A 17377-nucleotide genomic window follows, 5' to 3' on the forward strand; every position below is an offset into this window, starting at 1 on the left:
CTCCCCCACCGCCACCACCCGAGCCGGAACAACCGGTCGAGGACCCGGACGCGGTCGAGCCGCCGCCCAAGCCGATCGAAAAGCCGAAGGTCGAGAAGCCCAAGCCGGTCAAGAAACCTGAACCGGTGAAAAAGCCGACGCCGCCTGCGCCGCCAAAGCCGGTAGCCGCCCCTGCACCTGCCGCACCACCGACGTCAACGCCTGCGCCACCTGCTCCGGCAGCGCCAGCAGCACCGGTCAAGGAAAGCGCGGCGGTCTCCGGACTCGCCAGCCTGGGCAACCCGCCGCCCGAATACCCGGGACTGGCGCTGCGCCGCAGTTGGGAAGGTCGCGTCGTGCTGCGCATCAAGGTACTGCCCAACGGCCGTGCCGGCGCGGTCGAGTTGACCAAATCCAGCGGCAAACCGGTTCTCGACGAAGCGGCGGTGGAAGCGGTGCGCAACTGGAAGTTCATTCCGGCCAAGCGCGGCGACACGCCGATTGAAGGCTTCGCAACCCAGACCATCGATTTCAAGCTGCCGGAATGATTCGGCACATGACCACAGACAATTCAATTCAAGCTGGTGAGGTGTAAACCATGAACGCATCGCTCTCTTCCATGATCGTCCCCGCCGTGCTCTGGGCACTGATCCTGTTTTCCGTTCTGAGCTGGGCGCTGTTGCTGATCAAGTCCGCGCAGTACGTGAAGCAGAAGTCCCAGAACAAACAGTTCACCAAAGCCTTCTGGGGCGCACCGGACCTGCTGACCGCCGCCGAACACGCCTCGCAATACCCGGGCTCGCTGGCACGTATCGCCAACAGCGGTTTCGAAGCCATGGCCGTGGACGAGTCGCCACGTACCACGCAGCAACTGGCGCACACCATCAACCGTTCCGACCGTCTGGAGCGCAACCTGCGCCAGCAGATTCAGAAGGAGCGTCGTTCGCTGGAAAGCGGCCAGGCGATTCTTGCCAGTATCGGCAGCACCGCGCCCTTCATCGGTTTGTTCGGGACGGTCTGGGGAATCATGGAAGCACTGCAAAGCATCGGCCTGACCGGCTCGGCCAGCCTTGAGGCGGTCGCCGGTCCCATTGGTCACGCGCTGGTCGCCACCGGCGTCGGCATCGCGGTCGCCGTGCCTGCGGTGCTGATCTACAACTTCTTTCTGCGTCGCCTCAAACTGGCCGTCGCCGACATGGATGACTTCGCTCACGACTTCGATGCCCTCGCCCAGCGCAGTGCCTTTGCCGTGACCCGTCAACCCATCGCCAGCAAGCAGGGCCATGCCGTGCGGGAGGCAAGCTAATGTCGTTCTCCACTCAAGACAGCGATGAAGTGCTCAGCGAAATGAACGTCACACCGCTGGTGGACGTGATGCTCGTGCTGCTGGTGGTGTTCATCGTCACCACGCCGCTGATGACCAATGCCATCAAGGTCAATCTGCCCAAGACCGGCGCAGTCGCCCCCGCCGAGAAGAAGGACCCGGTGGTGGTCAGCGTCGACCAGAGCGGCAAGTTCTTTTTGGCCAAATCGGAAATCGCTCCGGAACTGCTGGAGAAAAGCCTGCAGGACGAGAAAGCCAAGGACCCGGAAATACGCGTCCAGTTGCAGGCCGATACCGACGTGAACTACGGCCAGGTGGCCAAGGCCATGGCCTCCATAGAACGGTCGGGCATCACGAAGATTTCCGTGATGACGGCCAAATGAATTGAGGGTTTCGCGCCGCGAAACCCTCTGACCCGACTCCCTCGAACACGGTTATCCGTGGGCTGAAAAGCCCTTGGCGGGGAGCGGCTTGCTGGAAAACAACGCAGTGGAACGCCTGCCCGGCACAACCGGGCAGGCAAAGAGGGCTCACAAGGCCATTTTCAATAATGTCTGGACCAAGTCGGAAATAACCATGCTGATGAATCTCCCCGGATACACCCTCAAGCCACTGGCCCTCGCCGTTCGCCGTCATCCTCGCGCGCTGTTGTGTGCACTGGCCATGGGCATGAGCGGTGCCCAGGCGGCAGACGCCGTCGAGGCGGACACCGCCAGTGAGTCCGTCTCCGCCGCCGCGGTCGTGCCTGCCACGACCCAGTTGCAACGTGTTGAAGTGACCGGTTCGGCGATTCGCCGGGTCGATGCCGAAACCGCCGTGCCGATCACCATCCTGCGCGCCGATGACCTGAAGAAACAGGGCGTGACCACCACTCAGGAAATGGTCCAGCGCATCACAGGCAGCCAGTCGATCAATAACAGCGCAGGCTCGGTCGGCGCCGGGACCGGTGGCGCCTCCTTCGCCGACATGCGCGGGATTGGTCCGAACAAAACGCTGGTTCTGCTCAACGGACGCCGCCTGGCCAACAACGCGATTTCCGGCGTGGGCTCGCCCAATGGCAGCGCCATCGACCTGAACATGATTCCGTTCGCCGCCATCGACCGCGTGGAAGTGCTGCGCGACGGCGCCTCGGCACTGTATGGCACCGATGCGATCGGTGGGGTGATCAACTTCATCACCAAGAAAACGCTCACCGACGGCTCCCTGACACTGGGCGGCGAAACGCCGACCAATAGCGGCGGCGGTGCCACCAAGGACATGAGCGCCAGCTGGGGTTTTGGCGATCTGGAAGAAGACCGCTTCAACGTAATGGGCGTGTTCAACTACAACAAGCAGCAGAACCTGGATGCCAACGACCGTTCGTTCGCCCGGGACTTCGTACCGGGACGCGGCCTCAACCAGACATCCGGCACGGCATACCCCGGCAACTATTTTCAGGGCGACAACTCTTCCAACCCGCTGGGCACCAACTGTTCAGGGCCTAACCTGATCGCCCGCAACGGCATCTGCCGCTTCAGCACCCGTGAGTACATCGACCTGATCCCGCAGACCGAAAAAACCTCGTTCTTCGGCAAGGCCACCGGCAAACTGGCCGATGATCACAACGTCAGCCTCGAATACTTCTGGGCGCGCAACAACAACCACACCGACATCGGCCCCGCACCGCTCACCGGCCTGTCGCTGGATTCGTCATCGCCGTTCTACCCCGGCAACGGCATCACCCCGGCACCGACCAATTTCACCATCGATCCGACACAACCCGTCGACACCGCATGGCGCGAAACGGCTGCCGGTCCTCGCGGGCAGAGCGACCAGAACACCAGCCAGCGCTTTCTGCTGAACTTCGACGGGCTGGTCGGCGGCTGGGACTACAACGTCGGTGCGTCGTACAACCAGAACAAGGTGCTGTCCAACCTCACCAACGGTTACATCAGTGACGCGGCAATGATCAATGGCCTGGCCAATGGCGTGATCAACCCGTTCGGCCCGCAGACGGCGGCCGGCCAGGCGCTGATCGATGCCAGCGAATACCATGGCCAATATTCCAGTGCCGTGGGCCGCGTGGCCGGTATTGACGGACGCATCAGCCGGGAAATCGGCGACTGGTTCGGCGCAGGCCCGGCTGGTCTGGCGCTTGGCGGCGAATACCGCAAAGAGAAGATGCATCAGCAGTACGAAGCGTTCGTCAATGACGTCAGCAGCCTGGGCGCGGATGCGGCGGGTAGCGTGTCGGGCGAGCGCAGTGTGAAAGCCGAATACGCTGAATTGAGCGTGCCGGTGCTGGACAGCCTCGAACTGAGCGCAGCGGTTCGTCACGACAAGTACAGCGATTTTGGCAGCACCACCAACCCCAAGTACTCGTTCCGTTACCAGCCGGTCAAGCAACTGGTAGTCCGTGGTGCCTACAGCGAAGGTTTCCGTGCGCCGTCGCTCTATGAGCTGTACGCGCCACGCAGCACCACATTCAGCCAAGGTTTCTATGACGACCCGGTCCTGTGTGCGGGCGGCACCGTTCAACCCGGCGGCAATGCCGGTCGCGACTGTGCGCAGCAGTTCCTCAACAACAGCGGCGGCAATACCGAACTGTCTCCGGAAAAAGCCCGCAACGTGACACTGGGCTTCGTTTACCAGCCGGTCAGCAACCTGTCGATGGGCCTGGATTTCTGGTGGATTCATATCTCCAACCAGATCCAGTCGTTCCCGGAATCGGCAGTCTTCGATGACCCGAGCACCTATGCCGACCGCTATATTCGTGCCGCAGACGGCTCGATCGCCAACATTGTGACCGGCAACGCCAACCTGGGCATCGTCAAGACCAGCGGTGTGGACGTCAGCCTCGACTATCGCTTTCCGAACACGCCGTATGGTCAGTTCGGCCTGGGCATGACCGGCACCTACGTCAATCGCTACGACTACCAGAACATCATCGACGGCCCCTACACCGACAAGGTCGGCGACTTCCAGGGCGATGGCGTGATTGCGCGCTGGAAACACGTGCTGGTGGGCTCCTGGTCGCTGGGCAATACCCGCGCATCCATCACCAACCGTTTCACCACCGGATACAACGACTACGATCGCACCACCCATGCACGCGTCGCCTCGTATGCGCTGTGGGACCTGTCGGTCGGCCATACCTTCGACAAGGTGCTGGACGTCGATGCGGGCCTGCGCAACATGTTTGACCGCAACCCGCCGTTCTCCAACCAGGCCTATAACTTCCAGTCCGGCTACGACCCGCGCTACGCCGACCCGTTGGGCCGCACACTGTTCGCACGCATGACGTATCACTTCTGAGGATGAAGACGCGACCCATACCCGCTCCGTGGGTCACGTCCACATTGCGAGCTCGCCCCCTCCGGCCACAGGTTTCATCCACCTTCCCCGGCCGGAGGCCTTTTTCGCAGCGCGAAGTCATTCAGTGCGTACGAGGATAGCCCCATCATGTCGCGTCAAATCCGTTTTCTGCGACGCCTGCTTCTGGGTGTTGCGGTGTTATGCACCTGTTGGCAAGTCGCCCTGGCCACGCCGACACATGCCCTGACTGTTTATGGCGAGGCACCGAAATACCCGGCCGGCTTCAAACACTTCGATTACGTCAAACCGGACGCCCCCAAAGGCGGATCGCTGACCCGCTCAGCCGAGGAAATCGGTCAGTTCAACTACCTGAACCCTTACGTCGATCAAGGCATTGGCGTGGTGCAGGTGGACAGTTGGGTCTACTCACCATTGGCATATCGCTCGCTCGACGAGCCTTACACGGTCTACGGGCTGATCGCGGAAAAAATGGAAGTCGACCCGGACGGTCTGTGGATTCGTTTTTACCTCAACCCCAAAGCACGTTTCGATGACGGCCAACCGGTTACCGCCGAGGACGTGCGCTACACCTTCGAGCTGATGACCACCAAGGCCAGCTTCAGCTATCGCCCGATGTTTGCCGACGTGAAAGACGTGACCATCGAAGGGCCGCTGCAGATTCGTTTCGACTTCAAGAACAACCTCAACCGCATGCTGGCGCTGGACATCGCCAGCCTGCACATCCTGCCGCAGCATTGGTGGAAGACCCGCGACTTCGCCAACGGCGGGGGTTTCGAGCCACCGCTCGGCAACGGACCGTACCGCGTCGCCAAGGTGGATGCCGGACGCAGCGTGGTCTTCGAGCGGGTCAAGGACTGGTGGGGCAAGGACCTGCCGGTGAGCCGCGGCCTGTACAACTTCGACACCCTGACCGTGAATTTCTACGGCGACACGGAAATCGCCCGGCAACTGCTGCAGGCCGGCGCGTTCGACTACAACCGGGAGTTTTCTTCGGCGGGTTTCACCGTGGGCTACAGCGGCCCGGCCATCGATGACGGGCGCTTGCAGAAAGACATTCTGGCTACCCGACGCCCGGTAGCGGCGCAGGGGTTTGTGTTCAATCTGGACAACCCGATCTTCAAGGACCGCCGCGTACGGCAAGCGTTGTCGATGCTGTGGGACTTCGACTGGATCAATCGCCGGGTGATGCGCAACTTCTACCTGCGCCAGCAAAGCTACTTTCCGAAAAGCGAAATGGCCGCCACCGAACTGCCGGACGAGGCCGAGCTGAAAATTCTCGAACCGCTGCGCAGTCAGGTTCCGGACGAGGTGTTCACCCAGGTCTATCAGCCGCCGAAAACCGATGGCAGCGGTTACATCCGCGACAAACAGGTGCAGGCCCTCAAGCTGCTGGCCGAAGCCGGATGGCACCCGAAAAACAACAAGCTGGTCAACGCGGCGGGCGAGCCGATGGTGTTCAGTTTTCTCGACGGGCAAGGTGGCTTTGATCGTTTGATTCTGCCGTTCAAACGCACGCTGGCGCAGATAGGGATCACACTGGACTTCCTGCGCATCGACTCGGCGCAATACATCAACCGGCTCAATGCACGCGACTACGACATGATCGTGGTCACCTTTCCCAAAAGCGGCAATCCGCTGATCTCGCCCGGTCGAGACCTGTACAACCTTTACGGCTCGCAGAGTGCCACGGAAGTTGGTAGCTCCAACGCCATGGTGTTGCGCAACCCGGCCGTGGACACGCTGATCGACGGGCTGGTAGCGGCCAACAGCCGCAGCGACATGGTGCATTACGCCCGTGCACTGGATCGGGTTCTGCAGTGGGGTTACTACATGATTCCCAACTACTTCTCCAAGGGCACGCCGCTGGTCTACGCCAACCGGTTCGGCAAGCCCGACACGGCGCCCATTTATGACGTGGGCCTGGAAACCTGGTGGCAGATCAGCCCGACACCGCTGACCAATGCCCAGGCTGCCGAACTGAACGGCAAGACCCTCGCAGCGAAGGAGCATTGAGATGCTGGCCTACGTAATACGACGCCTGCTGCTGATCGTTCCCACGCTGCTGGCCATTTTGATTGTCAATTTTCTGATCGTGCAGGCCGCGCCCGGTGGGCCGGTGGAACAGGCTATCGCACGCATCCAGGGTTTCAGCCCCAACGGCGTGGGCGGCGGTGGCGGCGAAATGGCTTCCAACGGCACCGCCAGCCGCAGCACGCGGGGTCTGGACCCGGCGTTGATCGAGTCGATCAAGGAGCATTACGGCTTCGACAAACCCATGCATGAACGCTTGTGGCTGATGCTCAAGAACTACGCGCAACTCGACTTCGGCAACAGCTTCTTTCGTGGCGCGCCGGTGACGGAACTGATCGCGCAGAAGTTGCCGGTGTCGCTGTCGCTCGGGCTGTGGGCGACGTTGATCACGTACCTGATTTCCATTCCGTTGGGCATTCGCAAGGCCGTTCGCCATGGCAGCGCGTTCGATGTGTGGAGCAGCACGCTGGTGATCATCGGCTACGCCACCCCTGCGTTTCTGTTCGCGATTCTGTTGATCGTGGTGTTTGCCGGGGGCAGCTACCTGAGCTGGTTTCCGGCGCAGGGCCTGTTCTCGGAAAACTTCGACAGCCTCGGCACCTGGGGCAAGGTGAAGGACTATCTGTGGCACTTGGTGCTGCCGGTCACCTCGCTGGTGATTGGCGGCTTCGCCACGTTGACGATTCTCACCAAGAACAGCTTTCTCAACGAAATCAGCCGCCAGTACGTGGTCACGGCGCGGGCCAAAGGCCTGACGGAACACCGCGTGCTGTACGGCCATGTGTTCCGCAACGCCATGCTGCTGGTGATCGCCGGTATTCCGCAGGCGCTGATCGAGGTGTTCTTCGCCGGTTCGCTGCTGATCGAAACCATCTTCGGCCTCGACGGGCTGGGACGCATGAGCTACGAAGCGGCGGTGTCGCGGGACTATCCCGTGGTGTTCGGCACGCTGTTTCTGTTCACCCTGTTCGGCCTGCTGATCAAGCTGGTGGGCGACCTGTGCTACATGCTGGTCGATCCGCGCATCGACTTTTCCGCGAGGAGCGCGTGATGTTTGAGTTCTCTCCCCAGAGCCAGCGACGCATGGCGCTGTTCAAGGCCAACCGGCGCGGCTGGTGGTCGCTGTGGATCTTCGTCGGTCTGATGCTGGTGTGCCTGTGCGGCGAGTTGATCGCCAACGACAAGCCGCTGCTGCTCAGTTTCGACGGTGCGCTCCATTACCCCGCTTTTCACACTTACATGGAAACCGATTTCGGCGGCGAACTGCCGTTCGAACCGGATTACGCCAGCGATTACGTGCGCCAGCTGATCGCTGCGAAAAACGGCTGGATGCTGTTTGCGCCGATTCCGTTCAGCCACGACACCATCAACTACGACCTGGATGCGCCCTCGCCCAGCCCGCCCGATAACCGCAACTGGCTGGGCACCGACGAGCAGGCGCGTGACGTGCTGGCGCGGGTGCTGTTCGGGGCGCGGATTTCGATTCTGTTCGCCTTGCTGCTGACCGCGATCAGCACAGTGATCGGAGTGTGCGCCGGAGCGATTCAGGGCTACTGCGGCGGCATGACCGACCTGATCGGCCAGCGCATCCAGGAGATCTGGTCAGGGCTGCCGGTGCTGTACCTGTTGATCATTCTGTCGGGCTTCGTGTCACCGAACTTCTGGTGGCTATTGGGGATCATGGCGCTGTTTTCGTGGCTGTCACTGGTCGACGTGGTGCGTGCCGAGTTCCTGCGTGGGCGCAATCTGGAATACGTCAAAGCCGCTCGCGCACTGGGCCTGACCGATGCCGCGCTGATGTGGCGGCACATTCTGCCCAACGCCATGACCAGCACGCTGACCTACCTGCCCTTCATCATCACCGGTGCCATCGCCACCCTCACCGCGCTGGATTTCCTCGGCTTCGGCATGCCCGCAGGCAGCGCTTCGCTGGGCGAACTGATCGGCGAAGCCAAGCGCAATCTGCAGGCACCGTGGCTGGGCCTGACCGCCTTCGTCGCGCTGGCACTGATTCTGTCCCTGTTGGTGTTCATCGGCGAAGCCTGCCGTGACGCATTCGATCCCCGGAGCTGACATGCACGACAACCTGATTGAGATACGTGACCTGCGCGTCGCCTTCAACGGCCATGAAGTGGTGCATGGCGTCAGCCTCGATATCCGGCGCGGCGAATGCCTGGCGCTGGTGGGCGAATCCGGCTCGGGCAAGTCGGTGACCGCGCATTCGATTCTGCGCCTGCTGCCGGGCAAGACGGTCAGCACCCAAGGCTCGATTCGCTACGACGGGCTGGATCTGGTCACCGCCAGCGACAAGCAGTTGCGCAGTTTGCGCGGCAACCGGGTGGCGATGATCTTTCAGGAGCCGATGAGCTCGCTGAACCCGCTGCACACCGTGGAAAAACAGATCGGCGAGATCCTCATCACCCACAAGGGGCTCAAAGGCAAGGCCGCCCGCAATCGCACCCTCGAGCTGCTGGAACTGGTGGGCATCCGTGATCCGCTCTTGCGCCTCAATGCCTATCCGCATCAACTGTCTGGCGGTCAGCGGCAGCGCATCATGATCGCCATGGCCCTGGCCAACGAGCCCGATCTGCTGATCGCCGACGAGCCGACCACGGCACTGGACGTGACGGTGCAGGTGAAAATCCTTGAGCTGCTCAAATCGCTGCAACAGCGGCTGAACATGTCGCTGCTGTTGATCAGCCACGACCTCAACCTGGTGCGCCGCATCGCGCAGCGGGTCTGCGTGATGCGCGAAGGCGAAATCGTCGAGCAGGCCGACTGTCAGACGCTGTTCGACAGCCCGCAGCACCCTTACAGCCAGTTGCTGATCAACGCAGAACCCGATGGCGAACCCGTGCCGTCGACCCACGGCAACACGCTGCTGTCGGTGCTGGACCTGAAAGTCTGGTTTGCGTTACCCAAGTCATGGTTCAAGCGCGAGCCTCAATACGTCAAGGCGGTGGATGGCGTGAGTTTCGAGCTGCTCAAGGGCAAGACGCTCGGCATTGTCGGCGAGTCGGGCTCGGGCAAATCGACGCTGGGCCAGGCCATCCTGCGACTGGTGGATTCCGAAGGCAGCATCCGTTTCGGCACCAAGGAACTGAGCCTGCACAGCCAGCACCTGATGCGCCCGCTGCGTCGTCAGTTACAGGTAGTGTTTCAGGATCCGTTCGGCAGCCTGAGCCCACGAATGACGGTGGCGCAGATCATCGCCGAAGGGCTGGTTACCCATGGCATCGGCACGCCGAAAGAACGCGAGCAAACGGTGATCCGCGTTCTGGGCGAAGTGGGTCTGGACCCTGCCAGTCGTCATCGTTATCCCCACGAGTTTTCCGGTGGACAGCGCCAGCGTATTTCCATTGCCCGCGCACTGGTCATGGAGCCGGACCTGATCCTGCTGGACGAACCGACCTCCGCGCTGGACCGCACCGTACAGAAACAGATCGTCGCCCTTTTGCGTGATTTGCAGATCCGTCACGGTCTGACCTACCTGTTCATCAGCCACGACCTGGCAGTGGTGCATGCCCTGGCGCATGACCTGATCGTGATCAAGGACGGCAAAGTCGTCGAGCAGGGCCCGTCCCGCGAGATATTCGCCGCGCCGCAACAGGCCTACACACAGGAACTGCTGAGGTCGTCGGGGTTAGTGTTTGCCTGACGGCTAGTTGTGAAACGTCTGGCCCAAGGCTTCCAGACGCATGGCCAAAGGTGGCAGGCGTTGGCTGCTGGACGCGAGCACGCCGATGTTGGCGGCGGTCTGTTCGGCGATGATCTGCACGGAGCGCAACTGGTCTGCGATTTCGCGACTGGCCGTGGACTGCTGGTCGGTCGTGGACGCGATCAGACCATTGAGCCGGGTGATATGGCCGATGCCCTCGCCCACCGCGACCAGCGACTGTGAGGCCCGCTGGCTGTTTTCCACACAGCGCCCAACGCCCTGGCGGCTGTCCTGCATGGCCGTTGCCGCCTGACGGCTGCGCCTCTGCAGATCGCCGATGATGGTCTGGATTTCCTGGGTTGACGACGCGGTGCGCTGGGCCAGGTTGCGCACCTCATCGGCCACTACTGCAAATCCACGCCCCTGCTCGCCGGCTCTTGCGGCTTCGATGGCGGCATTGAGGGCCAGCAAGTTGGTCTGTTCGGCAATGCTGCCGATCACCTCAAGCACCTTGCCGATCTCTTCGGACTGACTGGCGAGGGCCTGCACGGTCTCATCGGTGGTATTGATGCGCGCCGCCAGCTGAGTAATTTCACTCTGCGCCAGTTCGACGCTCTCACGGCCGTGGGTGACTTGTTCGCTGGCGACATCGGCGCGCTGCACCGCGTGCGCGATGTGTGCGGCGATGTCGGTCATTGCGTCGCCCATGCGCTGCATGGCACCGGTCATGCGGGCAATTTCGCTCAACTGATGCAGGGCGCCGGTTTCCAGCGTGCTGCTGGCGTTCGCCAGATCATGGCCAAGCTCTCCCAGCCCGCGCGTATCACGCACCACGCCGTCGATCAGCCCGGTGATCTGCAACAGGAAGCGCTCGAACTGCTGCGTGAGCGGAACACGCTTGCCCGAATGCTCATTGCTCACTATTTCGGTACTGAACTGGGTGGTGGTGGCGAGCATTCTGTCGAGCATGTCCTGATTCTCGACAGCCTCGGCCTGATTCTGCACGGCCAGGTAGATCAGGATCACCGTCTCGACCACCACATACACGGCGTGCACCAGCACCATGCTCCAGCCGTCGGCATGGTGCATGACATAGACCGGGAAGCCTGAATGCTGCAGCAAATGAAACACCACGTGGTGTAAGGCGATGGCGGCCGCCGCCACCAGAATCGGCAACCAGTCGCGGTAGAACGTGAGCACTGCGAGCAGAACGAAGATGCCGAAATGTATTTCGATCATCCCGTGCGCCTGGTTGATGTGCAGCGCGGCCATGACCATCAGCCCCACCGCAACACAGCAGCGCATCAAGCGGGCGCCGCCGATGGCACGATAAAGGCCGGTCAGCACCAGTGCGGTGCCGCCGCCGATCAGAGTCGCCTGCGAAAAGGTATCGAACCAGAAGGCCAACCCAAGTGAATACACAAACAACAGCCAGATCAGACCCAGCATGATCCGGTCGGCTTTGCGGTAATGCTCAAGAAAACGTGAGGCAGGCATCGGACACATCCTTTTGAAATCCATGGCAGGGGAGAAGCGTCGTTTTCATTTTGCGAGCAAGAGTTCGGCCAGAAAGGTCAGCGGATAATAGCTTTACGCCAGCAAACGAAGAAAATGTATTCTCAGCGCTCATGAAGCCGATGGGCAGGGATCAAAGGTGACGCTGCAGGTTGCCTGCAAGACCGCACGCGGCGAGTGCCGGGAGGCATTCCCACGCGGCGCATGGGAATGCTCATCATAGAGGCGTCAGTGCCGCAGCAGTTTGCGCAGCGGCACGCCGTCTTTCATGACCGGGGATTTGATCACGATGTAGCTGAAGTATTTGGAGATGCCGATGTTCTTGTCGAGCAATTCTTCGATCACTTCCTGATAGTGCTGAATGCTGCGGGTCATGAAGCGCACGAGGTAGTCGTAGCCGCCGCTGATCAGGTGACACTCCAGCACCTCGTCCACATGGCGGATGTTGGCTTCGAACTTGGCGAAGTCTTCGCGTTTGTGGTCGCTGAGGGAGATTTCCGTGAAGACCGTGACCGATTCGGTGATCTTCGCCAGGTTCAGGTGTGCCTTGTAGCTGGATATATAGCCCGCCGATTCCAGGCGCTTGACGCGTTGCAGGCAGGGGCTCGCTGACAGTCCCACGGCATCGGCGAGGCTGACGTTGGTCATGCGCCCGTCTTTCTGGAGTTCTACCAGGATATTGATATCAATCCGATCCAGTTTGACCAAGCCTTCCATTACCTACCTCTTGCAGTGCCGTTCACAGTGTCTACCTTCTAGCAAAATCAGCGCCGTAAAGACAGCTGATGCTGAGCGACCAGATCAGCCATGCTGTTGATACAGAGATCGGCGGGGCATGGTTGACGGTGCTGCGCACGGCTACGGCGAATCAGGCAGAGCCCGCCATCGCCCAGCGCAGTCGCTGGCGGGCGTGACACCAGCAGGGTTTCCCGGGCCTCCAGACCCATGTCGGCCAGCCAGCCGGTGTCGTCCAGTGGATGAGTGGTCAGCGACAGCAGGCTGTCGGGTTCCATCCCGAGCCGCTCGCACAACAGGCCGCGGTCCTGCAGATCGCGGTCGGCGTAGACCAGCAAACGATAGAACTTGCGCAGATACAGCATGGCACCGGGCGCGTCTTCGAATAATGTCCAGCCGGGCACCGAACGCGCGAAGGTCATGCCCTCCTCCCAACTGGTCTTGATGCCCAGCCGCTCGGCCAGTTGGCGATGCGCAAAACACAGCAGGCCACTGAAACCCAGTTCGTCGAAACGCGGATACAGCGTACCGATGACCTCGTTGAATCGGGCGAGCACTTCGTCCCTGTCCGGTGTACCCACCGCGTTTTCAAGCAGCGGCTGCAGGGCCGTCCAGACGCCGGAATCACGGTCCACCAGCACTTCATCGCAATCGATCAACAATGCGCGGTAATCAATAAGCCCCATGGCAGGCAACGTCTCCATTTCAACGGTTGATCCGTAATCGCGGCGTCGTGCGACAGCCGCGACTTGTCTGCCCTCAACTGGACTTCAATACCCGTGCCAGAGCGGCATCCAGAATGGTCAGTGCTTCATCGATCTGTTGCTCGGTGGTCACCAGCGGCGCGAGGAAACGCAGCACGTTGCGGTACACGCCGCACTTGATCACCAACAGGCCGCCGATGCGCGCCTGATCGATGATCCTCGCGTTGAGATCAGAGTCCGGACTGCGTGCGGCGTCGTTCTTGACGATTTCCATGGCGAGCATGAAGCCGGTGCCACGCACATCACCGATGCAGCTGTGGCGCTCTTTGAGCTTGAGCAGCCCGGCACGCAAGTGCTGACCCAACTGTTCGCCACGCGCCAGCAGGTTTTCCTGCTCGTAGGTGTCAATCACCGCCAGTGCGGCGGCGCAGGACAGTGCGTTGCCACCGTAGGTGCCACCCAGTCCGCCCGGAAGCGGAGCGTCCATGATCTCGGCACGCCCGACCACGCCCGACAGCGGCATGCCGCCAGCCAGGCTTTTGGCAACGGTGACCAGATCCGGCTGGATGCCGGCGTGCTCGAAGCCGAACCATTTGCCGGTCCGGCCGAAACCGGTCTGGATTTCATCCAGAATCAGCACGATGCCGTGTTGCTCGGTCAAGGCCCGCAGTGCTTTCAGGAAATCAGCCGGAGCGCTCAGGAAACCACCATCGCCCTGCACCGGCTCGATGATGATCGCGGCCACCCGATCCGGGGCTACCTGAGTTGCCAGCAACTCATGCAACGCCGCCAGCGCCAATTCGCTGGTGACGCCGCGATAGGCGTTCGGATAAGGCGTGTGGAACACCTCGGGCGCCATCGGGCCGAAGTTTTGTTTGTAGGGCTGGCTCATGCCGGTCAGCGTGGTGCCCAGAAGCGTGCGGCCGTGGAAGCCGCCACGAAACGAAATCACAGCCGGACGATTGGTGTGGGCGCGGGCGATCTTCACCGCGTTTTCCACGGCTTCGGCACCGGAAGTAAAGAACACCGCCTTGTGATCGATTCCACTTTGGCCGGCAATCATCAGGCTCAGACGCTTGGCCAGATCCACGTAAGGCTGATACGAGACCACCTGAAAACACGCATGGGTCACTTTCTCAAGCTGACCCTGAATGGCTTTAACCACGTTTGGATGGTTGTGGCCGATGTTCAACACGCCGATGCCGCCCACGAAATCCAGATAACGTTTGCCATCGACGTCCCACAGCTCAGAACCCTGTGCGCGGTCGATGACCAGCGGATGGGCCGTAACAATGCCACGCGGCACGAACTGATCGCGCTGGCGGAGCAGATGAGGTGTTTCGTCGACTTTGCTGTTCATGGTTTTACCTATAGTGAGCCAGGCAACCGGCGGGTGGCTGCGATGCTGTTCAGGTTAAGCCTTCAGCGAAACGATCTAAGCCGAAGTTCGGCTCTCAGATGTTCATATCGACTGTTTTTCACCTCGCAAACGGCAGATTCCTTCAACCCTTTGCAGGCCCGGGCAATCTGCCGCAAAACGCACTTTTTCAGCGAATAGAGGTGCTGGGAACGGGCGTTTCAACAGATCGTGCTTCAGCAATGCGGCAAGATGAAGCCCCACTCTCACACTCAGGAAACGCCCATGCCCGCCTTCCTCTATAAAGCCGATCCTGCTCGCGCCGAACGCTGGCGAGTGTTGTTCGCCGAGCACGCGCCCGACATCGAATGGCGGGAATGGCCGAACATCGGAGACCCGGCCGACGTGCATTACCTGGGCGCCTGGCTGGCACCGGATGATCTGCAACAGGTGCTGCCGAACCTGAAAGTGCTGTTCGCGCTGTCGGCGGGTGTCGATCAACTGGACCTGAGCCGCATTCCCAAATCACTGCCGGTGGCACGGTTGCTGGATCCAGGTATCAGCCGGGGTATGTGCGAGTACGCGACCTTCGCGGTGTTGAGCCTGCACCGCGACATGTTGCGTTATCGGCAACAGCAGGTCGAAAGGCGCTGGAAGGCGCACCCACTGAAGCCCGCTCACACGCGTCGCGTGGGCGTCATGGGCCTGGGTCTGCAAGCGCAGCAGATCCTGTCGAGCCTGAAGCCGTTTGGTTTCGAGCTGTCAGGCTGGGCACGCAGCGAACACCACGTTGAAGGCGTGACCTGTTATGCCGGTGAAGCGCAGTTGCATGCATTTCTGGGCCAGTGCGACATCCTGCTGTGCGTGCTGCCGTTGACCGGCCAGACCGAAGGCATTCTGAACGGCGCGCTGTTCGAGCAACTGCCCCAGGGCGCGGCCCTCATCAACATGGGCCGTGGCGGCCATCTGGTGGAGAACGACCTGTTGGCGGCGCTGGACAGCGGACATCTCAGCGCAGCCGTGCTGGATGTCCTGCAACAGGAACCTGCGTCGACCGATCATCCGTTCTGGACGCATCCGGACATTCTGCTGACACCGCACGTGGCCGCCATGACACAGCCGGAAAGCGCTTTCGCGGGGCTGCTGGACAACATTCGCCGTTTCGAACGCGGCGACGTCATGCAGGGTCAGGTGGATCGCGGTCAAGGTTACTGAGCGCGAATCACCCTTCACGAGCCGTTTCGCTTACCGACAGGCAACAAGGGTTTGCCTTACAATGGCGCTCGTTCAACCGAGAGCCTTGTCATGACCCGCACCGTCGTCCCTCGCAAACCCCGCGCCCGCAGCCAGGCCAGGATCGATTCGATTCTGGACGCTGCCCGCACGCTGCTTGCATCTGAAGGGGTGGCCAGCCTGTCGATCTACAGCGTGGCGGAACGTGCCGGCATTCCTCCGTCGTCGGTGTATCACTTCTTCGCCAGCGTCCCCGCGCTGCTGGAAGCCCTGACCGCCGACATCCATGCGGCTTTCCGGGCATCCCTGCAAGCCACCATCGAACATGATTCGCTCGACAGTTGGCGCGACCTGTCGCGCATCGTGGAACTGCGCATGCTGGACATCTACAACGCCGACGCCGCCGCCCGGCAGTTGATCCTGGCGCAACACGGCCTGACGGAAATCAACCAGGCCGACCGCCAGCACGACATCGAACTGGGTCACCTGATGCTTGAGGTCTTCAACCGCCACTTTCACCTGCCGACCCTGCCGAACGACGTGGACGTATTCGCGCTGGCCATGGAATTGGGCGACCGTGTGTATGCCCGCTCGGTGCAACTGCACGGCGAGATTACACCGCGCATGGCAGTGGAAGGGATGCGGGTGTTTGATGCGTATGTAGGGTTGTATTTGCCGGTTTATCTGCCGAAGCGGAGTGTTTGAGAGGCTGTGTTGATGTTGAGCGATGGTGCTTACCGAGGTTCGGTACGAACGTCGGCCAGCAAAGCTCAGGCAAGGCAAAGACAGGCGCGAAACGGTCGGAATCGCGTTCGACTCTACTCGCTGTAAATGAGCATTCAGACAGGGTTTGTGTATGAGCCTGTTTTCTGATTCGGTATCACTGAGCGCACCCATCTTTTATACAAACTCAGGTTGGGGATCTTAATCTGTCCAGATCACGCTTCGCCTTCGCCAAAAATTTTCTGTTTTTGTACTTGGCATTTGATTCTGAACGGAAATTGAAGAAGCTTCCAGATTTCTCATTGAGGCTGCGATAGGCGATTTCTTTTTCGAGATGATCAATACGGAGAGTTGTAAGTCCAGACGAGACTTTGCCTCGGTTTTGAATTTTGAACGCGGTCACCTTTCTTGCGGCAGTCAGGTAGCTGATTCTCAAAGCTTCCAGTTCACCCGTTCTGTCTAATGGAGCCCCTACGTCTGTCTGAACGCCTCGAAAAGCAGAAGATGAACCCGCCCCACCATGGCTGCTAATTGAAACATTGCCGCCAGATACACTTGCCTTGGCCAATGTGCTGTTTGCAGTTGCTGAGGGGGACGCTATGGCGGGTATGGCGGGTGTGCTTGCCGCAGCGGGACTTGTTATTACCGGGACAGCAGAGTTTGCAGCATGTTTCGTGAGATCGAGCCCAGAAGGCACATATCTCAAATCAACGCCTATGGGCACCTTTTCATATCGCCTCACAGGAGTCATGTTCCAGAACTTCGCATGCCCCGTCGGATCCTTAGAGTTAACCGGATCCCCC

General features: G+C 60.8%; 15 protein-coding genes. 10 read left to right on the top strand and 5 right to left on the bottom strand.

Going from position 1 to position 17377, the window contains the following annotated elements; translation table 11 throughout:
- From BZK31_RS17200 to BZK31_RS17235, 8 genes are all read left to right on the top strand, one after another.
- Nucleotides 1-527 (top strand): energy transducer TonB (locus BZK31_RS17200; protein WP_157900758.1); only part of this gene is annotated, 527 nt, incomplete at its 5' end.
- Between the two features lie 50 nt (nucleotides 528-577).
- Nucleotides 578-1285 (top strand): MotA/TolQ/ExbB proton channel family protein, encoded by a 708-nt coding sequence (locus BZK31_RS17205; protein ID WP_083184157.1) that lies wholly within the window; start codon nucleotides 578-580, stop codon nucleotides 1283-1285.
- On the top strand, nucleotides 1285-1686 hold the full coding sequence (locus BZK31_RS17210) for an ExbD/TolR family protein (protein WP_083184158.1): 402 nt from the start codon (nucleotides 1285-1287) through the stop codon (nucleotides 1684-1686). Before BZK31_RS17205 ends, BZK31_RS17210 begins: the two co-directional genes overlap by 1 nt.
- Before the next feature lie 193 nt (nucleotides 1687-1879).
- Nucleotides 1880-4597, top strand: coding sequence for a TonB-dependent receptor (locus BZK31_RS17215; protein WP_167378008.1), 2718 nt, complete (start codon nucleotides 1880-1882; stop codon nucleotides 4595-4597).
- 147 nt (nucleotides 4598-4744) lie between these two features.
- The gene (locus tag BZK31_RS17220) at nucleotides 4745-6631 is read left to right on the top strand and encodes an extracellular solute-binding protein (RefSeq protein WP_083184159.1); all 1887 of its coding nucleotides are present in this window, start codon (nucleotides 4745-4747) and stop codon (nucleotides 6629-6631) included.
- Nucleotide 6632: 1 nt separating this feature from the next.
- Nucleotides 6633-7700, top strand: coding sequence for a microcin C ABC transporter permease YejB (locus tag BZK31_RS17225; protein ID WP_083184160.1), 1068 nt, complete (start codon nucleotides 6633-6635; stop codon nucleotides 7698-7700).
- Nucleotides 7700-8722: an ABC transporter permease gene (locus tag BZK31_RS17230; protein ID WP_083184161.1), complete on the top strand. Its 1023-nt coding sequence runs from the start codon at nucleotides 7700-7702 to the stop codon at nucleotides 8720-8722. Before BZK31_RS17225 ends, BZK31_RS17230 begins: the two co-directional genes overlap by 1 nt.
- 1 nt (nucleotide 8723) lies before the next feature.
- Entirely contained in the window at nucleotides 8724-10307 is a 1584-nt protein-coding gene (locus tag BZK31_RS17235) for an ABC transporter ATP-binding protein (RefSeq protein WP_083184162.1), read from the top strand.
- 3 nt (nucleotides 10308-10310) lie between these two features.
- On the opposite strand, the gene BZK31_RS17240 is transcribed toward BZK31_RS17235, so the two are convergent.
- The 4 genes from BZK31_RS17240 to gabT form a co-directional block, all read right to left on the bottom strand.
- A complete protein-coding gene (locus tag BZK31_RS17240; RefSeq protein ID WP_083184163.1) occupies nucleotides 10311-11804 on the bottom strand; it encodes a methyl-accepting chemotaxis protein in 1494 nt (497 codons plus the stop codon).
- A 246-nt stretch (nucleotides 11805-12050) separates the two neighbouring features.
- Nucleotides 12051-12539 carry an Lrp/AsnC family transcriptional regulator gene (locus tag BZK31_RS17245; protein ID WP_002555947.1) on the bottom strand — a complete coding sequence of 163 codons (489 nt, stop codon included), beginning with the start codon at nucleotides 12537-12539 and terminating at the stop codon, nucleotides 12051-12053.
- 47 nt (nucleotides 12540-12586) lie between these two features.
- Nucleotides 12587-13243: an HAD family hydrolase gene (locus tag BZK31_RS17250; protein WP_167378011.1), complete on the bottom strand. Its 657-nt coding sequence runs from the start codon at nucleotides 13241-13243 to the stop codon at nucleotides 12587-12589.
- 73 nt (nucleotides 13244-13316) lie between these two features.
- Entirely contained in the window at nucleotides 13317-14621 is a 1305-nt protein-coding gene (gabT, locus tag BZK31_RS17255; RefSeq protein ID WP_083184165.1) for a 4-aminobutyrate--2-oxoglutarate transaminase, read from the bottom strand.
- 282 nt (nucleotides 14622-14903) lie between these two features.
- On the opposite strand from gabT, the gene BZK31_RS17260 reads away from it, so the two are divergent.
- Both BZK31_RS17260 and BZK31_RS17265 read left to right on the top strand, forming a co-directional pair.
- A complete protein-coding gene (locus BZK31_RS17260) occupies nucleotides 14904-15833 on the top strand; it encodes a 2-hydroxyacid dehydrogenase (RefSeq protein ID WP_083184166.1) in 930 nt (309 codons plus the stop codon).
- 90 nt (nucleotides 15834-15923) lie between these two features.
- Complete coding sequence (locus BZK31_RS17265; RefSeq protein ID WP_083184167.1) at nucleotides 15924-16556, top strand: TetR/AcrR family transcriptional regulator; 633 nt, start codon at nucleotides 15924-15926, stop codon at nucleotides 16554-16556.
- 205 nt (nucleotides 16557-16761) lie between these two features.
- Here the strand turns inward: BZK31_RS17265 and BZK31_RS29500 are convergent.
- Nucleotides 16762-17377, bottom strand: a 616-nt coding sequence (locus BZK31_RS29500) for a hypothetical protein (RefSeq protein WP_208617212.1), incomplete at its 5' end; no start/stop codon positions are given.

The sequence above is a fragment of the Pseudomonas floridensis genome, assembly GCF_002087235.1.
In the GTDB taxonomy this organism is placed as follows: domain Bacteria; phylum Pseudomonadota; class Gammaproteobacteria; order Pseudomonadales; family Pseudomonadaceae; genus Aquipseudomonas; species Aquipseudomonas floridensis.

Excerpts from the sequence above, each read along its gene's own strand:
- BZK31_RS17205 (WP_083184157.1), top strand. The coding sequence starts at position 578 with ATGAACGCATCGCTCTCTTCCATGATCGTCCCCGCCGTGCTCTGGGCA.
- BZK31_RS17210 (WP_083184158.1), top strand. The coding sequence starts at position 1,285 with ATGTCGTTCTCCACTCAAGACAGCGATGAAGTGCTCAGCGAAATGAAC.
- BZK31_RS17215 (WP_167378008.1), top strand. The coding sequence starts at position 1,880 with ATGCTGATGAATCTCCCCGGATACACCCTCAAGCCACTGGCCCTCGCC.
- BZK31_RS17220 (WP_083184159.1), top strand. The coding sequence starts at position 4,745 with ATGTCGCGTCAAATCCGTTTTCTGCGACGCCTGCTTCTGGGTGTTGCG.
- BZK31_RS17225 (WP_083184160.1), top strand. The coding sequence starts at position 6,633 with ATGCTGGCCTACGTAATACGACGCCTGCTGCTGATCGTTCCCACGCTG.
- BZK31_RS17230 (WP_083184161.1), top strand. The coding sequence starts at position 7,700 with ATGTTTGAGTTCTCTCCCCAGAGCCAGCGACGCATGGCGCTGTTCAAG.
- BZK31_RS17235 (WP_083184162.1), top strand. The coding sequence starts at position 8,724 with ATGCACGACAACCTGATTGAGATACGTGACCTGCGCGTCGCCTTCAAC.
- BZK31_RS17240 (WP_083184163.1), bottom strand. The coding sequence starts at position 11,804 with ATGCCTGCCTCACGTTTTCTTGAGCATTACCGCAAAGCCGACCGGATC.
- BZK31_RS17245 (WP_002555947.1), bottom strand. The coding sequence starts at position 12,539 with ATGGAAGGCTTGGTCAAACTGGATCGGATTGATATCAATATCCTGGTA.
- BZK31_RS17250 (WP_167378011.1), bottom strand. The coding sequence starts at position 13,243 with ATGGGGCTTATTGATTACCGCGCATTGTTGATCGATTGCGATGAAGTG.
- gabT (WP_083184165.1), bottom strand. The coding sequence starts at position 14,621 with ATGAACAGCAAAGTCGACGAAACACCTCATCTGCTCCGCCAGCGCGAT.
- BZK31_RS17260 (WP_083184166.1), top strand. The coding sequence starts at position 14,904 with ATGCCCGCCTTCCTCTATAAAGCCGATCCTGCTCGCGCCGAACGCTGG.
- BZK31_RS17265 (WP_083184167.1), top strand. The coding sequence starts at position 15,924 with ATGACCCGCACCGTCGTCCCTCGCAAACCCCGCGCCCGCAGCCAGGCC.